The sequence below is a fragment of the Nonomuraea montanisoli genome (genome assembly GCF_013363975.1).
GTDB lineage: Bacteria > Actinomycetota > Actinomycetes > Streptosporangiales > Streptosporangiaceae > Nonomuraea > Nonomuraea montanisoli.
The window spans coordinates 107723-124906 of record NZ_JABWGN010000017.1 but is presented as its reverse complement, the minus strand read 5'-3'; the positions used below and the strand labels follow the sequence as shown (position 1 = coordinate 124906).

Annotated in this window: 20 protein-coding genes; 11 read left to right on the top strand and 9 right to left on the bottom strand. The window is 72.6% G+C overall.

The features are described 5' to 3' along the window. Nucleotides 1–21: 21 nt before the first annotated feature. From HTZ77_RS36410 to HTZ77_RS36400, 3 genes are all read right to left on the bottom strand, one after another. Nucleotides 22–759, bottom strand: coding sequence for a GntR family transcriptional regulator (locus HTZ77_RS36410; RefSeq protein WP_328808976.1), 738 nt, complete (start codon nucleotides 757–759; stop codon nucleotides 22–24). 531 nt (nucleotides 760–1290) lie between these two features. After that, nucleotides 1291–1692, bottom strand: a complete 402-nt coding sequence (locus HTZ77_RS36405; protein ID WP_175594296.1) for a Zn-ribbon domain-containing OB-fold protein — start codon at nucleotides 1690–1692, stop codon at nucleotides 1291–1293. A gap of 4 nt (nucleotides 1693–1696) precedes the next feature. After that, nucleotides 1697–2866 (bottom strand): thiolase C-terminal domain-containing protein, encoded by a 1170-nt coding sequence (locus HTZ77_RS36400; protein ID WP_175594295.1) that lies wholly within the window; start codon nucleotides 2864–2866, stop codon nucleotides 1697–1699. A 144-nt stretch (nucleotides 2867–3010) separates the two neighbouring features. On the opposite strand from HTZ77_RS36400, the gene HTZ77_RS36395 reads away from it, so the two are divergent. Genes HTZ77_RS36395 through HTZ77_RS36375 form a run of 5 tightly spaced genes read left to right on the top strand, consistent with a single transcriptional unit; the run spans nucleotide 3011 to nucleotide 6954 of the window. Beyond that, nucleotides 3011–3622 (top strand): flavin reductase family protein, encoded by a 612-nt coding sequence (locus HTZ77_RS36395; protein ID WP_407940629.1) that lies wholly within the window; start codon nucleotides 3011–3013, stop codon nucleotides 3620–3622. Then, the gene (locus HTZ77_RS36390) at nucleotides 3609–4739 is read left to right on the top strand and encodes an acyl-CoA dehydrogenase family protein (RefSeq protein ID WP_175594294.1); all 1131 of its coding nucleotides are present in this window, start codon (nucleotides 3609–3611) and stop codon (nucleotides 4737–4739) included. The genes HTZ77_RS36395 and HTZ77_RS36390 overlap by 14 nt, the downstream gene beginning before the upstream one ends. Before the next feature lie 24 nt (nucleotides 4740–4763). Beyond that, a complete protein-coding gene (locus tag HTZ77_RS36385) occupies nucleotides 4764–5537 on the top strand; it encodes an SDR family oxidoreductase (protein WP_175594293.1) in 774 nt (257 codons plus the stop codon). 38 nt (nucleotides 5538–5575) lie between these two features. Continuing rightward, entirely contained in the window at nucleotides 5576–5920 is a 345-nt protein-coding gene (locus HTZ77_RS36380) for a PadR family transcriptional regulator (protein WP_328808975.1), read from the top strand. Further along, nucleotides 5917–6954, top strand: coding sequence for a hypothetical protein (locus HTZ77_RS36375; protein ID WP_175594292.1), 1038 nt, complete (start codon nucleotides 5917–5919; stop codon nucleotides 6952–6954). Before HTZ77_RS36380 ends, HTZ77_RS36375 begins: the two co-directional genes overlap by 4 nt. 136 nt (nucleotides 6955–7090) lie before the next feature. On the opposite strand, the gene HTZ77_RS36370 is transcribed toward HTZ77_RS36375, so the two are convergent. Together HTZ77_RS36370 and HTZ77_RS46915 are read right to left on the bottom strand one after the other, a co-directional pair. Continuing rightward, entirely contained in the window at nucleotides 7091–8035 is a 945-nt protein-coding gene (locus tag HTZ77_RS36370; protein ID WP_268960216.1) for an RNA-guided endonuclease InsQ/TnpB family protein, read from the bottom strand. Between the two features lie 9 nt (nucleotides 8036–8044). Next, nucleotides 8045–8272: a helix-turn-helix domain-containing protein gene (locus HTZ77_RS46915; protein ID WP_328808974.1), complete on the bottom strand. Its 228-nt coding sequence runs from the start codon at nucleotides 8270–8272 to the stop codon at nucleotides 8045–8047. A gap of 176 nt (nucleotides 8273–8448) precedes the next feature. On the opposite strand from HTZ77_RS46915, the gene HTZ77_RS36365 reads away from it, so the two are divergent. Next, nucleotides 8449–9744 (top strand): DUF2252 domain-containing protein, encoded by a 1296-nt coding sequence (locus HTZ77_RS36365; RefSeq protein WP_175594291.1) that lies wholly within the window; start codon nucleotides 8449–8451, stop codon nucleotides 9742–9744. A gap of 13 nt (nucleotides 9745–9757) precedes the next feature. Here the strand turns inward: HTZ77_RS36365 and HTZ77_RS36360 are convergent, their stop codons facing one another. The 3 genes from HTZ77_RS36360 to HTZ77_RS36350 form a co-directional block, all read right to left on the bottom strand. Beyond that, the gene (locus HTZ77_RS36360) at nucleotides 9758–10555 is read right to left on the bottom strand and encodes an ATP-grasp domain-containing protein (RefSeq protein WP_205304410.1); all 798 of its coding nucleotides are present in this window, start codon (nucleotides 10553–10555) and stop codon (nucleotides 9758–9760) included. Nucleotides 10556–10765: 210 nt separating this feature from the next. Continuing rightward, nucleotides 10766–11038, bottom strand: a complete 273-nt coding sequence (locus tag HTZ77_RS36355) for a hypothetical protein (protein WP_175594289.1) — start codon at nucleotides 11036–11038, stop codon at nucleotides 10766–10768. A 595-nt stretch (nucleotides 11039–11633) separates the two neighbouring features. After that, the gene (locus tag HTZ77_RS36350; protein ID WP_175594288.1) at nucleotides 11634–11888 is read right to left on the bottom strand and encodes a hypothetical protein; all 255 of its coding nucleotides are present in this window, start codon (nucleotides 11886–11888) and stop codon (nucleotides 11634–11636) included. Between the two features lie 159 nt (nucleotides 11889–12047). Here HTZ77_RS36350 and HTZ77_RS36345 point away from each other — a divergent pair, with 159 nt between their 5' ends. Further along, the gene (locus tag HTZ77_RS36345) at nucleotides 12048–12833 is read left to right on the top strand and encodes an NIPSNAP family protein (RefSeq protein WP_175594287.1); all 786 of its coding nucleotides are present in this window, start codon (nucleotides 12048–12050) and stop codon (nucleotides 12831–12833) included. A gap of 41 nt (nucleotides 12834–12874) precedes the next feature. On the opposite strand, the gene HTZ77_RS36340 is transcribed toward HTZ77_RS36345, so the two are convergent. Continuing rightward, nucleotides 12875–13609 carry an SDR family oxidoreductase gene (locus tag HTZ77_RS36340; RefSeq protein ID WP_175594286.1) on the bottom strand — a complete coding sequence of 245 codons (735 nt, stop codon included), beginning with the start codon at nucleotides 13607–13609 and terminating at the stop codon, nucleotides 12875–12877. Nucleotides 13610–13688: 79 nt separating this feature from the next. Here HTZ77_RS36340 and HTZ77_RS36335 point away from each other — a divergent pair, with 79 nt between their 5' ends. Genes HTZ77_RS36335 through HTZ77_RS36320 form a run of 4 tightly spaced genes read left to right on the top strand, consistent with a single transcriptional unit; the run spans nucleotide 13689 to nucleotide 17098 of the window. After that, on the top strand, nucleotides 13689–14426 hold the full coding sequence (locus HTZ77_RS36335; RefSeq protein WP_175594285.1) for an enoyl-CoA hydratase family protein: 738 nt from the start codon (nucleotides 13689–13691) through the stop codon (nucleotides 14424–14426). A gap of 44 nt (nucleotides 14427–14470) precedes the next feature. Then, complete coding sequence (locus HTZ77_RS36330) at nucleotides 14471–15262, top strand: CoA transferase subunit A (RefSeq protein ID WP_235995663.1); 792 nt, start codon at nucleotides 14471–14473, stop codon at nucleotides 15260–15262. Further along, nucleotides 15249–16073: a CoA-transferase subunit beta gene (locus HTZ77_RS36325; protein ID WP_175594284.1), complete on the top strand. Its 825-nt coding sequence runs from the start codon at nucleotides 15249–15251 to the stop codon at nucleotides 16071–16073. The genes HTZ77_RS36330 and HTZ77_RS36325 overlap by 14 nt, the downstream gene beginning before the upstream one ends. Then, nucleotides 16070–17098 (top strand): NAD(P)H-dependent flavin oxidoreductase, encoded by a 1029-nt coding sequence (locus HTZ77_RS36320; protein WP_175594283.1) that lies wholly within the window; start codon nucleotides 16070–16072, stop codon nucleotides 17096–17098. The genes HTZ77_RS36325 and HTZ77_RS36320 overlap by 4 nt, the downstream gene beginning before the upstream one ends. Nucleotides 17099–17184 lie beyond the last annotated feature (86 nt).

Here is a 17184-nt window from a genome sequence, read left to right as displayed (position 1 = left end):
ATCACCCCCAACGGAGCTCGTCTAGCGGCGATCGAGCTCGTATCTGATCAAGTGCTTGTCGGCGGGTAGCACCGAGACCGCGACACGCACCGGCATATCAGCCCTGTCGTAACCAACTCGGACATACACGACAACTGGCGTGCCCAGTTCCAATTGAAGCCGTTCAGCTTCCTCTTGGTTGGGCATTCGCGCCCAAATGTCGTCAATCACGCGAACTTGTTCGTGGCCGAGCTCCTCCAGAACACGGTTCGCCCCTCGCGCGATGTCGCCTGGCCTGGCGATTTCCGAGTTGGCCACCAAATCCCGGGGGAAGTAGGAGTCGTTGGTGTTGTACGGCTGCCCGTCCACGAAGCGGAGCCGCCGGCGCACCACGGCGAGCTCCCCGTCGGCCAGCTCCAGGCGGCTGGCGATCTCCTCGACGGGCGTGACGGTCAGCACCTCGATGAGCTGGCTGGGCTCGCGGCCCTCCTGGGTGACGGCGTAGGCGAAAGCCTCACGCAGTTCGCCGCTGGGCTGTGGCTCCAGCTCTCGCTGCGGATAGATGAGCAGCGGCCGGCGATCCCGGACGATCGTGCCGCGGCGCGGGGTGCGGGTGACCAGCCCCTCGTTGACCAGCTCACCGAGAGCCAGCCGGACGGTGTTGCGGCTCACCCCATGGTCCTCCATGAGCTGAGCCTCGGTCGGCAGCTGCGCTCCGGGACCGAGTGCGCCGGAGTAGATGGCCTTCCGTAGTTCGGAAGCCACCTGCTGGTACAGCACCGACCTTGCCACTTTCACCCCTTATTGTGCCAACAATTTAGACGATCTGGTTCTAGCAGGCCACAACCCCTTGACCAAAGGGCCTCGACAGCCGCATCATCCATTCGTTGGTACAAATCCATCGAAAGGCCGGGAGGGGGTGAGGGCCGTGTTGCCGGTCCACGCGGGTACGCCATACCTGCCCTGGCAAGACCCAGACGATGCACCACGTTTACTGCGTTACGCGGTGCGCCGCCATACGTTCGGTCTTACCTGCACGGACACCCGGAATGGCAGTCCCGTACCGACCAGGTCGACCGAGCGTTGCCGGCATCCGGAGTCCTCGCACTCCCCCACCGACTCCGTGCGCGAACCATCGATCTAGGACTCCAACCCTCGCCGGAGTCCTGGCGTCGCCGCGCATGGGGCTGGAAGCGCGTCCTGGCGGGTCCCCCACGCCCGCCAGGGCGCGCGTTCCGTTCCCTGCCCACGCTTTCCCCCGCGGACCGTCCCGCGGCCTCTGCGCGGCCTCCACGGCCCCGCGGGCGGCCCTCACTCCCCGGCGGGTTCCCAGTCGACGAGCGTGAGCCCGCCGGCCCCCGGCGTGAACACTCCCCTGACCCGCTCGCCGCCCACCGGCTCCCGGGCCGCCAGCCACCCGCCGTGCAGCAGGCAGTCCGGCACGGCGGCCGGCCGCACCATGACCACCACGTACGGCTCGCCGTCGCCCGTGCCGAACGCCTGGTGGTTGACGATCCAGCTCTCCACGGTCCCCTCGGGCTCGGCCGCCTCCCAGTGCCACCGCTCCGCCTGACATGCCGCGCAGAACGTCCTGGCCGGGAAGCGCGCGCGGCCGCAGGCCTCGCACCGCTGCACCGCGAACTCCCCCCGCCCGGTCCGCTCCCACCACGCGGCCGAGTCGCGGTCCGTCGTCACCTGGAACACCGGGCGCATGCGATCAGTCCCTCCTGAGGATCAGCGCCGACGTCGCCGGCAGGACGTACCCCGGCTGGGCCGTCGACAGGGCCACCTCCGCGCCCGGCACCTGCCGGTCGCCCGCGTCGCCGCGCAGTTGCGAGACGGCCTCGGCGACGTGGTTCATGCCGTGGACGTAGCCCTCCGACAGGAAGCCGCCGTGGGTGTTGACCGGCAGCTCCCCGTCCAGGGCCGTGGCGCCCGAGGCCACGTACGGCCCGCCCTCCCCCTTCGGGCAGAACCCGTAGTCCTCCAACTGGACGATCACCGAGTACGTGAAGCAGTCGTAGATCTGGGCCACGTCCACGTCCCGCGGGCCGAGGCCGGCCTGGCCGTACAGGCGGGGCGCGAGGGCGGCGGCGGCCGTGGTGGCGGGGTCGGCGGGCCCGCCCGACAGGTGGCTCTCCCCGCCGCCCCAGGCGGCGGCCGAGACGAGCACGGGCGGGCGGCGCAGGTCGCGCGCCCGCTCGGCGGTGGTGACGACCAGCGCGCAGGCGCCGTCGGTCTCCAGGCAGCAGTCGAGCAGCCGGAACGGCTCGGCGATCCACCGGCTGGCGAGGTAGTCGTCGAGCGTGATGGGCGCGCGCATGAGGGCGCGGGGGTTCTTGACGGCGTTGGCGCGCTGGGTGACGGCCAGCCGGCCGAAGTGCTCGGCCGTGGTGCCGTACTTCAGCATGTGGGCGCGGGCGTACATCGCGTACTGCTGGGGCGGCGCGAAGAAGCCGTACGGCGCCTGGTACTGCACCTCGGGGCTCGCGGGAAGGCCGCGGCCGGTGCCGCCCATGCGGAACTCCGAGCGGGCGTTGATCGCGCGGTAGCAGACCACGGTCTCGGCCACGCCGGCGGCCACGGCCAGCGCGGCCTGGCCGACGACGGCGTGGGAGACGCTGCCCCCGCCGAACTGGTCGAGGTGCCAGCTCAGGTCGCGGATGCCGAGCGCGGGCCCGACCAGCGTGGGCGGCGCCGAGTCGCCGACGCGGTGGGTGGCCAGGCCGTCGACGTCGCCGGGGCCGAGCCCGGCGTCGTCCAGGGCTGCCATCACGGCGCGGCAGGCCAGCGTGAGGGTGCTGACGCCCGAGTTCTTGGTGAACGGCGTGTAGCCCACGCCCGCGACGGCCGTACGGTCCCGGAAATCAAGCAAGCGCTTGGCCATCAGTCCACGCTAGGCCGCCCGTCGCGGGCATGTCAACGCGCCCCGGGAGCCGGGACGGCTTGACAGGTTTTCCGCCTCGCGCCTACCGTCCAAGCAAGCGCTTGGTAAGATAACGTCTGTCAGGCGGACTAAGGAGGCCACACGATGAGCACACACGCTGCCCGGCTGGTCACGCCGGACGGCTGTGCCGGCCGTCCCACGCCCTACCAGCGCAGGACCCTCCACGGAGCCGCCATGCCCAACGGCCCTATCCCCCAGAGCGCGAACGGCCACCTCGACGCCTTACGGTTCCGGCAGGTGCTCGGACGCTTCGCCACCGGCGTGGTGGCGATCACCGCACTCGACCCGGCGACGGGCGGCCCGTGCGGGCTGGCGGCCAACTCGTTCACGTCCGTGTCGCTGGAGCCGCCGCTCGTCGCGTTCTGCGTGGCGCACACCAGCACGAGCTGGCCGCGCGTGCGGGACGCCGAGGTGGTGACCGTGAACGTGCTGGCCGAGCACCAGCAGCCGGTGTGCGCGCAGATGGCGGCCAGGGGCGGCGACAAGTTCGCCGGGCTGAAGTGGACCGGCTCCCCCGGCGGCAATCCCGTGCTGGACGGAGCGCTGGCCTGGATCGACTGCGTGGTCGAGGCCGAGCACCCGGCCGGGGACCACGTGATCGTGGTCGCCCGGGTGCTCCAGCTCGACCTCCACGCCGACGGCGGCCCCCTGGTGTTCTTCCGCGGCGGGTACGGGGGCTTCGTTGAGCCTGCGTGAGGAGGCGCGGGCCTGGCTGGAGGAGAACCTGACCGGCCCGTTCGCCGGCGCGCGGGGCCTCGGCGGCCCCGGCCGCGAGCACGAGGGGCACGAGCTCCGGCTGGCCTGGGAGCGCCACCTCGGCAAGGCGGGCTGGACCTGCCTGGCCTGGCCCGAGCGGTACGGCGGGCGGGAGGCGTCCCTGACCGACCAGGTGGCCTTCCACGAGGAGTACGCCCGGGCCGACGCCCCGGCCCGCGTGGGCCACATCGGCGAAGGGCTGCTCGGCCCCACCCTCCTGCGGTTCGGCACGGACGAGCAGAAGGCCCGGTTCCTTCCGCCCGTCCAGCGCGGCGAGGAGCTGTGGTGCCAGGGATACTCCGAGCCGGACGCGGGCTCCGACCTGGCCGGCGTGCGCACCCGCGCGAGCCTGGAGGGCGGCCGGTGGGTGATCGACGGGCAGAAGGTGTGGACGTCGCTGGCCCACGTGGCCGACTGGTGCTTCGTGCTCTGCCGTACCGAGCCGGGCTCCCAGCGGCACCGCGGCCTCTCGTACCTGCTGGTCCCGATGCGGCAGCCCGGCGTCGAGGTGCGGCCGATCGTGCAGATGACCGGCACGTCGGAGTTCAACGAGGTGTTCTTCGACGGCGCGACCACCGACGCCGCGAACGTCGTCGGCGCGCCCGGCGACGGCTGGCGGGTGGCCATGGCGACGCTCGCCCACGAGCGCGGCGCGTCCACGCTGGGGCAGCAGATCGGGTTCCGGCGGGAGCTGGACAAGGTCATCGAGACGGCGCGGCGCACGGGCGCGGCCGAGGACCCGGTGCTGCGCGACCGGCTGGTCCAGTCCTGGCTGGAGCTGCGGATCATGCGGCTGAACGCGCTGCGGACGATGCGGCCCGACCCGGGGCCCGAGGCGTCGATCGGCAAGCTCTACTGGTCGGAGTGGCACCGCAGGCTCGGCGAGCTGGCCCAGGCCGTCCAGGGCCGGGCCGGGCTCGTCGCCCGCGACGGCGACGGCGAGCTGAACGACCTGCAGCGGCTCTACCTGTTCAGCCGCGCCGACACCATCTACGCCGGGTCCAGCGAGATCCAGCGCACGATCATCGCCGAGCGGACGCTGGGCCTGCCCCGATAGAGATCCTCCGGAGACGGGAGCACGATGGGACCACTCTACCCGCGGGCGCACGGCCTGCTCGACGGCAAGGTCACGCTCGTGACGGCCGCGGCGGGGGCCGGCATCGGCTACGCGACCGCCCGGCGCTGCGCCGAGGAGGGCGCCGTCGTCGTCGTGTCCGACCGGCACGAGCGGCGCCTGGGCGAGGCCGCCGAGGCGCTGGCCGACCTGACCGGCGTCAAGCCGCTCGCCGTGCCGTGCGACGTGACGTCGCAGGAGCAGGTGGAGGCGCTGTTCGAGGCCGTGGAGCGGCGGCACGGACGGCTGGACGTGCTCGTCAACAACGCCGGGCTGGGCGGGACGGCCGAGCTGGCCGCGATGACGGACGAGCAGTGGCACGCGGTCATCGACGTGACCCTGAACGGCACCATGCGCTGCACGAGGGCCGCCCTGCGCCGGATGACCGCCCAGGGCACCGGCGTCATCGTCAACAACGCCTCGGTCGTCGGCTGGCGGGCGCAGCGCGGGCAGGCGCACTACGCGGCGGCCAAGGCCGGCGTCATGGCGCTGACCCGGTGCGTCGCGCTGGAGGCGGCCGGGCACGGCGTGCGGGTCAACGCGGTGGCGCCGTCGCTGGCCGTCCACCCGTTCCTGGCGAAGGTGACCAGCGAGGACGTGCTGGCGGAGCTGACGGCGCGCGAGGCGTTCGGGCGCTCGGCGGAGCCGTGGGAGGTGGCCAACGTCATCGTCTTCCTGGCCAGCGACTACGCGTCGTACATGACGGGCGAGGTCGTGTCGGTGTCCTCCCAGCATCCCTGACTCTCACCATATCTTGGCTCACAAGATATAGTGGGTGCGTGAACGTCACGGAGCCCATGTTCCTCGCCCTCACCGCGCTGGTGGACGAGCCCCGGCATGGTTACGGCATCGTCCAGGAGGTCGAGCGCCTGTCCGGCGGGCGGGTGCAGCTCAAGATCGGCAGTCTGTACGGCGTGCTGGACCGGCTGGCCGGCGACGGGCTGGTCGAGCTCGACCGCGAGGAGGTCTGGCGGGGGCGCCTGCGGCGCTACTACCGGCTCACCGACGACGGCGCGCGGGTCCTGGAGGAGGAGGCCGCCCGGCTGGCCGCCAACGCCGCCGCCGCGCGTTCCCGCCTGCGGGCGCGAGGACTGTCCCCCCGCCCGGCGGGAGGCACGACGTGACCGCCCCCGAACCGCCGCCGACCGAGCATCCGGAGGAATGCGTGAACGATCCCGAGCCCGTGCTGCTGGAGCGTCGTTACCGTGCCGCATTGCGGCTCCTGCCCGCCTCCTACCGGGCCGAACGGGAGGAGGAGATGGTGGCGGCGTTCCTGGAGATGTCCGGTGACGTCTCCGACGAGGGTGGGCCGCGGCCGAGGTGGGGCGAAATCGCCAGCGTGGCCGCCCTCGCGGTGCGGGTGCGGCTCGGCGGCGCCGGCGCGCGGGCCGCCGCCTGGGGTGAGACGGTCCGGCTCGTGGCGCTGCTCGGCCTGGCCTTCCAGGCGATGATGGGCCTTCACAGCCTCGTGTGGCTGGCGGCCGAGGCGACCGGGTACCTGTCCGCCCCGGGGATCTCCACCACCCGCTTCCTGGCGGTGGCGGATGTGCTGTGGCTCGTCGCGTTCGCGGCCGCCATGCGGGGGTTCACCGGTCCGGCCAAGCCCGTCGCCGTCGCGGCGGCAGCGGTCTCGCTCGTGCTGCTCGCTCCGTCCGTCCAGCTCACCTGGACCGCGACGCCCGCCGCGCTCATGGTGTCGGCGCCCGTCCTCGCCCTGCTGGCCGGCTTCCACGACGAGGCGCCGGTGACCGTCCGCCCGTGGCGCCACATCCTGCTGCCGGTGGCCGCCACCCTGCTGGTGATGGCCGCCACCCTGCCGCTGTCGCTGCTGCCGTGGGCCATCGCGCCCGAACCGGTCTACGCCATGTCGGTCCTGATCCAGCCCGACGCGACCGCGACCGTGGCGTGCGCCGTGACCGGCGCCGTCGCCCTTCGCCGCGGCTGGGCCCCCTCGGCACGCCTGGCCCTGGCGGTGGCGGCCACGCTGCTGCTCGCGTGGCGTCTCCCCTCGGCGGTGCCGGAGCCGGGCGCCGCGCTCCTGTGGGTGCCCGCCGCGATCCTGTGCGGGGTGCTGGCGGTGGTGATCGTGCCGCTGGCCGTCACCGGGACGCGGCTGCTGCCCCCTGCGCGGCGGGCGAAGCCCGGACCGGCCTCCTGACCGGCCGCCATGCGCGGGCCCGACCCGGCCGGCTGACCGGCCATCACATCCGCCCTGACAAGCTAGGCGGCAGGGGCGGGGACGCCCTACTGTCCGGTGTGTGACTCCTCCGCTCCCTGAAGGGAACGGCTTCTCGCTAAGCCGCTCGTGCAGCCTTACGAAGGGCAAGCCCTGCCCTGAGAATGTTCCTGGCGGCGTTGACGTCGGCGTGCGCGGCATGCCCGCACGCCACGCACTGGAACGCGGCTTGGGTGAGGCGGTTGTCCTTCGCGCAGTGCCCGCATCGCGAGCAGGTGCGGGAGGTGTTGCGGGGATCGACTGCGATCAGCTCTCGACCGGCGCTTTCAGCCTTGTTCGCGAGGATCGTCAGGAACACCGCCCAACCCGCGTCCAGGATGCTGCGGTTCAGCCCGGCCTTCTGCGCGAGGTTGCGACCGGGCATCTCGGCCGTGCCGGACGCCGAGCGGGTCATGCCGGTGATCCGCAGGTCCTCGTGCGCGATCACGTCGTAGGCGCGGACCAGCACCAGCGCGGCCTTGTGCGCGCTGTCGAGGCGCTGGCGCCGCACTCTGGCGTGCAGCGCGGCGACCCGGGCGACGGCCTTGCGGCGCCGCGTGGACCCGCGTTGCTTGCGGGCCAGGTCGCGTTGGGCCGCCGCGAGCCGGTCGGCGGACGCGGCCAGGTGGCGTTGATTGTCGATGTGCTCGCCGTCGCTGGTGGTGGCCAGCGATGCGACACCCATGTCGATCCCGGCCGCGACGCCTGTCGCGGGCAGCGGCTCGGCGGGCACGTCGTCGCAGGAGAGCACGACGAACCAGCGGGCGCCTTCCCGCTTCACACTGATCGTCTTGACCTTGCCGAACACGCCACGGTGCTGGTGGACCCGCACATGCCCGATGCCGAGCAGGTAGAGGCGCGTCACCGGATCATGCGGCTGGGAGTCCCAGGTCGCGCCGTTCTTGACGGCGGGCCACTGCACGGTGTCGAACCGGCCCCGGCCCTTGAAACGCGGGTACCCGGCCTTCCGCCCAGCCTTCGCCCTGCGGAAGAACGCCGCGAACGCCCTGTCCAGCCGGCGCAGAGTCTGCTGCTAGGAGCCCGCCGACCAGCGGCCCTGCCCGTCAGGGTCGGCCTTGCGGATCTCCTTCAGCTCCGCCGACTGCTCGCCGTAGCCGATCGTGACACCGGCCTTGCGGTAGGCGGTGCGGCGATGCTCCAGCGCGGCGTTGTACAGCTCCCGATGGTCCTCCAGGCACTGCGTGAGCGCGGCGGCCTGCTTGCCGGTGGGGCGCAGCAGGAACTTGAACGACCTGCGCACACCCACCCCCCACGTTCGGTAACCAGACGGCCACGATATCGGTCGGCGCCGACAAAACTCGGAAGGACATCTGTGATGCACAGATCAGGCACGTCAGGACACGCTCGGGCCTTGATGACCCTCCCGCTCCCGATTCCCCCGACGGCTGAAGCCGCCGGTCCCCTCGCGAGGTTCTGATGACAACTCGCCCCTCCTTCCTGCTCGACGTTCTCACGGCCGAGTTCGGCGAGTCGATCAAGCGCGAACCGGCCGCGTTCCGGCGCAAGTTCCGCAAGATGGCCGCCTCACCCTTCGCGTTCTACCGTGGCAGCGCGAGCCTGTTCTACGCCGACCTCACCGGCGACTTCGCCGACGACTCCTATCTGGACGGTCCCACCAGCCGGGTCTGGATCCACGGCGACCTGCACGCCGAGAACTTCGGCACGTACATGAACGCCTCCGGCGTGCTCGTCTTCAACGTCAACGACTTCGACGAGGCGTACGTCGGGCCGTACACCTGGGACCTCAAGCGCTTCGCGGCGAGCGTGGCGCTCATCGGGTACGCCAAGGCGCTGTCGGACGAGGTGATCACCGCGCTCGTGCGTGGCTTCGCCCTCTCGTACCTGGACGAGTTGACCGCCATCGCCCGGGGCGGGGACGACGCGATCGGATCGCTCACGCTCGGCAGCACGACCGGCGTGCTGCACCGGGTGCTCCAGACGGCGCGGCTGCGGACCCGGGTGGCGATGCTCGACGTCGAGACCGTCATCGACGACTACGACCGGCGCTTCGCGATCATGGAGGGGCGGGAGCCCGTCGACCCGGACGTGCGCTCGGCCGTGCTCGCCGCGTTCGAGGACTACCTGACCACGTTGCCCGCGCAGACGACCTCCGTCGAGCACGTCATCAAGGACGTGGCGCTGCGCAAGGGGGTCGGCATCGGGTCGGCCGGGCTGCCCTCGTACAACCTGCTGCTGGAGGGGCGCTCGCAGGCGCTGGAGAACGACGTCATCCTCTACATGAAGCAGGCCCAGGTGCCTGCCGTGGCGAGGTACATCACCGACGAGAAGGTGACCGGCTACTTCCTGCACCAGGGGCACCGGACCGCCGAGTCGCAGCGGGCGCTGCAGGCGTACGCCGACCCGTGGCTCGGCTACACCACGCTCGGCGGCGTGGGGCAGATGGTGGCCGAGGTCTCGCCGTACTCCGCCGACCTCGACTGGGACGACGTCAACGAGCCGGCCGAGCTGGACTCGATCGTGCGCGACCTGGGCCGGGCGGTGGCGCGCATGCACGCCGTCGCCGACGACGAGTCCAGCCACGACCTCGTGGACTTCTCGACCGAGGAGTCGATCGTGGCGGTGGTGGGCGGTGACAGCGCCGGGTTCGTCGGCATGCTGGTGGACTTCGCGCACCGGTACGGAACCCAGGCGCGGGCCGACCACCAGACCTTCGTCGACCTCTTCCGCAACGGCCGGCTGCCCGGCGTGTGACCGCCCTCCCGCGTCAGAGCAGCTCGCGCAGCGCCCTGGCCAGGTTGCGGGGCGCCTGCGGCTCGTAGCGCAGGAACAGGTACGGCTCGGTGAGCTCCAGCTCGATCACCACCGGGGTGCCGTCGGGCAGCCGGACCAGGTCGATCCGCGCGTACAGAAGGGCTTGGGGGATGGCGGCAAGCACCTTCTCGGCGAGTTCGACCTGGTCCGGGTCCGGGGTGCGGAGCTGCGCCCGCACGTGGTCGGCGCCCGACTTGCCCGGGGAGAGCATGGGAGTGCGGCGGACGGCGTGGCTGAAGCGGCGGTTGAAGTACAGGAGCGAGGTCTCGCCCTCGGACTCGACCATGTCGAGGTAGGGCTGGACCATGGGCGTGCGCCCGGACGCCTCCAGCCGGGCGGCGTGCGCGGCGGCCTCGGCGCGGTCGGTGGTCCTGATGGTGTCGCGGGCGCCCGCCGAGATCGCCGGCTTGACGACGTACTCCTGCCAGTCGGGGAGGTCCTGCGCCGACCAGTGCGTCGGCACGATGGGCAGCCCCAGGCGGCGGAGGTACGTCTTGTCGGTGTTGTCCGCCAGCACGGACGCGGGGTTGAGCAGCTTCGCGCCTTCCTCGACCCGCCGGGCCCAGGCGAGGAACTCCTCGCGCCGGGAGACGTAGTCCCACACGGAGCGCACGACCACGGCGTCGTAGGCCGCCCAGTCGGCGGCGGGGTCGTCCCAGCGCTCGGCACGCCCGTCGATGCCCTCCTCCCTCCAGGCGGCCAGGACGATCTCGCGCTCGTCGTCGTGGTCGTCCTTATCGTCAAATGTCACATATGCACAGGTAGTCACGGGGACGATGGTACGACCCACCGCCTGGGCGACCCGGGAGGCGGGGAGGGGCCCACCTCCCGGACCGGCTCGCCGCTCACGGAGGGCCGGACGCGGCTCGCCGCCTCTTGCCAGGCGTCGGCCGTCGCGGTGCGCCGCGATCCTTGGGCGGCCTGCCGTGATGTGGGGAGCGCGGAAGACCGATGCGGCGCCCTAGTCGACGCGGTTGCTCACGGCCGCGCCGCTGCGGCGGGCGGCGGTGGAGGTGTTGGCGTTGATCGAGGTGACGTTGGTGGAGGCGCCGGTGCCTCTGTTCTGGACCGCGATGGTGCCGAAGATGTTGCCCGACTGGGAGGACTCGCGGTTGGAGCTGGAGTCGGAGACGGCCGTGTCGGCGTTGGCGGGGACGGCGGCCAGGCTCGCGGCCGTGGCGAGGGTGGCGCCGGTGGCGACCAGGGCGAGCCCGGTGGCGCAGAGCTTCTTCATGCGGATCTCCTGGAAAGGTCAGTACTGGAAAGGTCGGTAGGGGTGGTGGGGCGGACGTCTGGACAGAGGCCGGCCGGAGCCGGATGGCTGCCGGCCCCGAGCTCGGCAGGGCCGAGACGAAGCCGAGGTGGAGCCGTCCGCCGGAGAAGAACCCCCCGGGGGATGAGGGCCCAGGGAGAGTGAGGCCCACCGGGGGAGAGCCTCTCCGGCGGAGGAGCTCCCGGAAGGGGCTGCCTGCCCGGGAGGGAATGGCAGGCATGGGCGGCCTGCCGGGAAGGGAGCGGCAGGCTGCGTCGTGCGCCGGGACGGGGGGCGGGACTGCTACGACATGGACTCGGGCGTGGAACCGGACCGTCACTTCGGTCGAGGGGCGGGCGAACGACGGCTCAGGTGACGATCAGGCCCCGGGTGGAGCAGGCTCGGCGGAGACGGGGTCGGCGGAGACGGGGTCGGCGGAGACGGGGTCGGCGGAGACGGGGTCGGCGGAGACGGGGTCGACTGATGGACGGCGGCGCTGAGAGACCGGCAGCGTTGACCGGGTCGGGACCGGGCGACAGGGGTCGAGCCGGGAGGCAGCGGACAGGCCGTGCCGGGGTCAGTAGAAGACGTAGGTGATGACGGTGCTGCCCTGGGTGGCTGTCGTCGCGACACCGTTGACGTTGTTGACGTTGGTGGATCGGCCCCAGCCGCGGTTGGACGCGCCGACGTCGCCGAAGGTGTTGCCGGACTGCGAGGAGTCGAGGTTGCGACTCCAGTTGTCGGTCCAGGTGTCGGCGCTCGCCGGGGCCGCCGACAGGGTGAGCGCGGCGGTCGCCGCCATGGCGCAGGCGGCGCTCAGACTCTTGATCACGGGGGTACGGCTCCTTCGCCGGTGAGCGGGCGGGCTGTCTGACGGGACCGATCCTATAACGTTGCGTTACTGATCCATAGCATAGAGTGATCAGAACTTTGCTCGGGTCTTCCGCTCACTGACACAAGGTGTCAGTCGACCGCCCCTAACGTCACCCGCGTGATCTACGAGCTTCGGCGCTACACCCTGCACCCTGGGCGGCGCGACACACTGATCGAGTTGTTCGAGCGCGAGTTCGTCGAGTCGCAGGAGGCGGCGGGCATCAAGCTCGCGGGCCAGTTCCGCGACCTGGATGCACCGGACATCTTCTGCTGGATGAGGAAATTTCCGGATATGGAGGCTCGCCGGGTCGCGCTGGCCGCCTTCTACGGCGGCCCCATCTGGAAGGCCCACCGCGATGCGGCCAACGCGACGATGATCGACTCGGACGACGTCCTGCTCCTCCGCCCCGTGGCCGCGTCCGCCGCCCACGGCGAGTCCCCCGGGCGCGCACAGGACTCCCCCGGCCGTCCCGGAGCGGCGGACGAGCCGGTCCCGGCCGACCGCTCCGGCGTCACCGGCGATCCGTTCCCCGCCGCGACCCCGCCTCCCGTGGGGGCCGTCGACCTCTCGCCGTCCGTCTACCTCGCGACCGTTCACCACGTCGTGGGAGACGTGGCCGGGTTCCCCGCCTTCTTCGCCGAGCGCGTCGCCCCCGTGCTCTCGGGGGCCGGCGCGTCACCGGTCGCGTGCTTCGAGACCGAGCGCTCCCCCAACACCTTTCCGGCCCTCCCCGTACGGACCGGCGAGGACGTCTTCGTCTGGCTCGCCCGGTTCGAGCGAGAGGAGGACCTGGGGAAGGTCCGTGAGGCTCTGGACGAGGAGGTGTCCCTGCTCGAAGGACGTGTGGCGGGTCCGCCGCAGCGGTTCCGCCTCTCCCCCACCGCCCGATCCGCCCTGCGCTGACCGGAAGCCCCGACCGCCCCTCGGCTCCCGCCGGGCGGGCGTCACGGCGCGGCGGGACGCCCGGCCCAACGCCACGCCGGCGTCTCCCCTCCCCCGTGGACCTGGACCTCCGCCCCGGTCACGTATCCGGGACCGCCGAGCCACAGGCACACCCGCGCCACGTCCTCCGGCGTCGCCATGCGGCCCGCCGGGATCGCGGCCTCCACCGCCGCACGTCCCCCCTCGTAGTGTTCTTCCGCGTTCTCCGTGGCCGCGAGGCCGACCACCACCGAGTTGACCCGCACCTCCGGCGCCCACTCCGCCGCGAGGCAGCGCGCCAGGTGGTGCAGGCCGGCCTTCGCGGCCCCGTACGCGGAGGTGCCGGGCGAGGGGCGCGTGCCGCTCGCGCTGCCGATCATGATGACGGCCCCGCCCGACGCCTTCAGCAGCGGGTACGCCCGCTGCGACACCAGCAGGGGCGCCGTCAGGTTGAGTTCGATGACGCGGGCGTGCAGGCGGGGCGAGGTGCCGTCCAGGGGCGCGTGGGGCGAGCCGCCCGCGTTGTTGACGACGACGTCCAGCCGGTCGAACCCGGAGATCAGGCGGGCCACGTCCTCGGGATCGCGCACGTCCGCCTGGACGAACGCGGCCCCCGTCTCCCCGGCCGGCGGGGTGCGGGCGCAGATCACGACCGTGGCGCCCGCCTCCTGGAAGGCGCGGGCGATGCCCGCGCCGATCCCCTTGGTCCCTCCCGTCACGAGGACGACCTTGCCCGCGTAGTCGTAAGTCACGGTCACGGGTGCTACCGTACCAAGCAAGCGCTAGGACAAAGCAAGCGCGGGACATGGCAAGTGAGGCGAGCACTCCGGGAGTGGGATGGGAATCACGCTGCGCGCCGGCCCGATCGCCGAGGTCGTCATGGACGTCCCGCCGGTCAACGCCCTCGCCGTACGGCACTGGCACGACCTGGCGGACGCCCTCCACGACGCCGGGCGGGATCCCGCGACCAGGGTCGTCGTCCTGCGCGCCGAGGGCCGCGGGTTCAACGCGGGCGTGGACATCAAGGAGATGCAGGCCGCCGACGGCCACCAGGCGCTCGTCGGGGCCAACCGGGGCTGTCACGCCGCCTTCGCCGCCGTCTACGACTGTCCCGTGCCGGTGGTGGCCGCGGTCCACGGCTTCTGCCTCGGCGGCGGCATCGGGCTGGTCGGCAACGCGGACGTCGTCGTGGCCTCCGACGACGCCTACTTCGGGCTGCCCGAGGTGGACCGCGGGGCGCTCGGCGCGGCGACGCACCTCGCCCGGCTCGTCCCGGCGCACCTCATGCGGGCCATGGTCTACACCTGCCGCAACGTGACGGCCGCCGAGCTGCTGGCGTTCGGCTCGGTGCTCGACGTGGTGCCGCGCCAGGCGCTGCCGGACGCCGCGATGGAGGTGGCCGGGCGCATCGCCGACAAGGACCCGTACGTGATCCGGCTGGCCAAGGAGTCGCTGAACGGCATCGACCCCGTCGACGTCAAGCGGAGCTACCGGTTCGAGCAGGGGTTCACCTTCGAGCTGAACCTCCTCGGCAAGGGCGACGAGCACCGCCACCGCTTCGTGGCGGGTTCATGAGCGAGGTCCTTGGCGAGGAGGCGGGTCCTGGGCGAGGAGGCCGCATGGGCAAGGTCATGACCGTCGAGGAGGTCGTCGGGCGGCTGGAGAGCGGCATGACGATCGGGATCGGCGGCTGGGGGTCGCGGCGCAAGCCGATGGCCCTGGTGCGGGGCCTGCTCCGCTCGCCGCTGCGGGACCTCACGATCGTCTCGTACGGCGGGCCCGACGTGGGCATGCTCTGCGCCGCGGGCAAGGTACGCCGGGTCGTCGCCCCGTTCGTGACGCTCGACTCGATCCCGCTCGAACCGCACTTCCGCCGGGCCCGGCAGGACGGAGCCGTCGAGTTCACCGAGTACGACGAGGGCATGTTCATGTTCGGCCTGCTGGCGGCGGCGCACCGGCTGCCGTTCCTGCCGACGCGGGCCGGGCTCGGCTCGGACGTGATGCGGGTCAACCCGCACCTGCGGACGGTCAGCTCGCCGTACGAGGACGGCGAGGAGCTGGTGGCCGTGCCCGCGCTCACCCTTGACGCGGCGCTGGTCCATCTCAACCGGGCCGACCGGCGCGGCAACGCCCAGTACCTCGGCCCGGACCCGTACCTCGACGACCTGTACGTCAAGGCGGCGGCCGCCGCCTACGTCTCGTGCGAGCGGCTGGTGGACACCGCGGACCTGCTCAAGGAGGGGCCGGTGCACTCGCTGCTGGTCAGCCGGTCGATGGTGACCGGCGTGGTGGAGGCGCCCGGCGGGGCCGGGTTCACCGCGTGCGAGCCCGACTACGGGCGCGACGAGGAGGCGCAGCGGCGTTACGCCGAGACCCCGTGGGAGGAGTACGTGCGCAGTGAGCAGAGCTGACGTCTGTGTGGTGGCGTGCGCGGAGGCGTTCAGGGGCGACGGCGAGATCCTGGCGGCCGGGATCGGCGGGGCGGTCACGGTGCTGGGGGCGCGGCTGGCGCGGCTGACGTTCGAGCCGGACCTGCTGACCAGTGACGGCGCCTGCCTGCTCACCGGCGACGTGCCGGCGCTGGGCGAGGCGCCGGAGGTGGTCGAGGGCTGGCTGCCGTTCCGGGACCACCTGTGGCTGGTGCTGAACGGCCGGCGGCACGTGATGCTGGGCGCGAGCCAGATCGACCGGCACGGCAACACGAACATCTCGTGCATCGGCGACTGGAGCCGGCCCAGGGCGCAGCTCCTCGGCGTGCGCGGCGCTCCCGGCAACACCCGCTGCGACCCGACGAGCTACTGGATCCCGCGTCACTCGCCCCGGGTGTTCGTGCCGGAGGTGGACGTGGTCAGCGGCGTCGGCACCGACAGGGGCGCGTACGGGCTGCGGCGGGTGGTGACGGACCTCGCGGTGCTGGACCTCGGCGGGCCGGGGGGCACGATGCGGCTGGTCTCGGCGCATCCCGGGGTGAGCGTGGAGGAGGTGGTGGCGGCCACCGGGTTCGAGCTGGAGGTGCCCGCCGCCGTGCCCGAGACCCGGACGCCGACGGCCGAGGAGCTGCGGCTGCTGGACGAGGTGCTGGACCCGCGCGGCCTGCGCCACCGCGAGGTCCCCGAACCGCGCGCCGGTGAAGCCGGACGTGCCCGAGGAGGCGGGAGCGCGGGAGAAGGCGGACCTGCCCGAGAAGGCGGACCTGCCCGAGAAGGCGGGAGCCCGGGGTGAGGACCGCGCTGACCGAGCTCGTCGGCTGCCGCCACCCCGTCGTGCAGACCGGCATGGGGTACGTGGCGGGCGCCCGGCTGGCCGCGGCCACCTCCCGCGCGGGCGGCCTCGGCATCATCGCCGCCGCCACGATGTCGGTGGCCGAGATGACGAGCGCGATCAGGGCGGTCAAGGAGCGCACGGACGCCCCGTTCGGGGTGAACATCCGCTCCGACGCCGACGACGCCGCCGAGCGGGTCGAGGTGATGATCCGCGAGGGGGTGCGGGTGGCCTCGTTCGCGCTGGCGCCGCGCAGGGAGCTGATCGCCCGGCTGAAGGACGCGGGCGTGGTGACGATCCCGTCGGTCGGGGCGCGGCGGCACGCCGAGAAGGTGGCCGCCTGGGGCGCCGACGCGGTGATCGTGCAGGGCGGCGAGGGCGGCGGGCACACCGGGCCGCTGGCCACGACCCTGCTGCTGCCGCAGGTGGTGGACGCCGTGGACATCCCGGTGGTCGCCGCCGGCGGCTTCTTCGACGGGCGGGGGCTGGTGGCGGCGCTGGCGTACGGGGCGTGCGGGATCGCCATGGGCACGCGGTTCCTGCTGACCAGCGACTCGCCGGTGCCCGACGCGGTCAAGCGGCTGTACGTGGAGGCGGCCGAGACGCTGGTCACCACGAAGGTGGACGGCGTGCCGCACCGGGTGCTGCGCACGCCGTTCGTGGAGTCGCTGGAGCGCTCGCGGCTGCTGCGCGCGGTGGTCAACGGGGCGCGGTTCAAGCGGCTGTCCGGGCTGTCGTGGGCGGCGATGATCCGTGAGGGACGGCGCATGCGGCACGGCCGCGACCTGACGTGGGCGCAGGTGCTCCAGGCGGCGAACACGCCGGTGCTGCTGCGGGCGGCCATGGTGGAGGGCCGCGACGACCTGGGGGTGATGGCCTCGGGCCAGGTGGTGGGCGTGATCGGCGACCTGCCGTCGTGCGAGGAACTGATCGGGCGGATCATGGAAGAGGCGGAGGCGGCGCTGAAGCGCCTGCCCGGCCCCTGAGGCGGGGAGGCGGTGTCCGAGCTCCTGCCCGCATCTTGAGACGCGTCCCGGGTGAGCAGCGGATCGGGGGCCACGCGCGTTCATAG

Excerpts from the sequence above, each read along its gene's own strand:
- HTZ77_RS36405 (WP_175594296.1), bottom strand. The coding sequence starts at position 1,692 with ATGCGCCCGGTGTTCCAGGTGACGACGGACCGCGACTCGGCCGCGTGG.
- HTZ77_RS36400 (WP_175594295.1), bottom strand. The coding sequence starts at position 2,866 with ATGGCCAAGCGCTTGCTTGATTTCCGGGACCGTACGGCCGTCGCGGGC.
- HTZ77_RS36395 (WP_407940629.1), top strand. The coding sequence starts at position 3,011 with ATGAGCACACACGCTGCCCGGCTGGTCACGCCGGACGGCTGTGCCGGC.
- HTZ77_RS36385 (WP_175594293.1), top strand. The coding sequence starts at position 4,764 with ATGGGACCACTCTACCCGCGGGCGCACGGCCTGCTCGACGGCAAGGTC.
- HTZ77_RS36365 (WP_175594291.1), top strand. The coding sequence starts at position 8,449 with ATGACAACTCGCCCCTCCTTCCTGCTCGACGTTCTCACGGCCGAGTTC.
- HTZ77_RS36355 (WP_175594289.1), bottom strand. The coding sequence starts at position 11,038 with ATGAAGAAGCTCTGCGCCACCGGGCTCGCCCTGGTCGCCACCGGCGCC.
- HTZ77_RS36335 (WP_175594285.1), top strand. The coding sequence starts at position 13,689 with ATGGGAATCACGCTGCGCGCCGGCCCGATCGCCGAGGTCGTCATGGAC.
- HTZ77_RS36330 (WP_235995663.1), top strand. The coding sequence starts at position 14,471 with ATGGGCAAGGTCATGACCGTCGAGGAGGTCGTCGGGCGGCTGGAGAGC.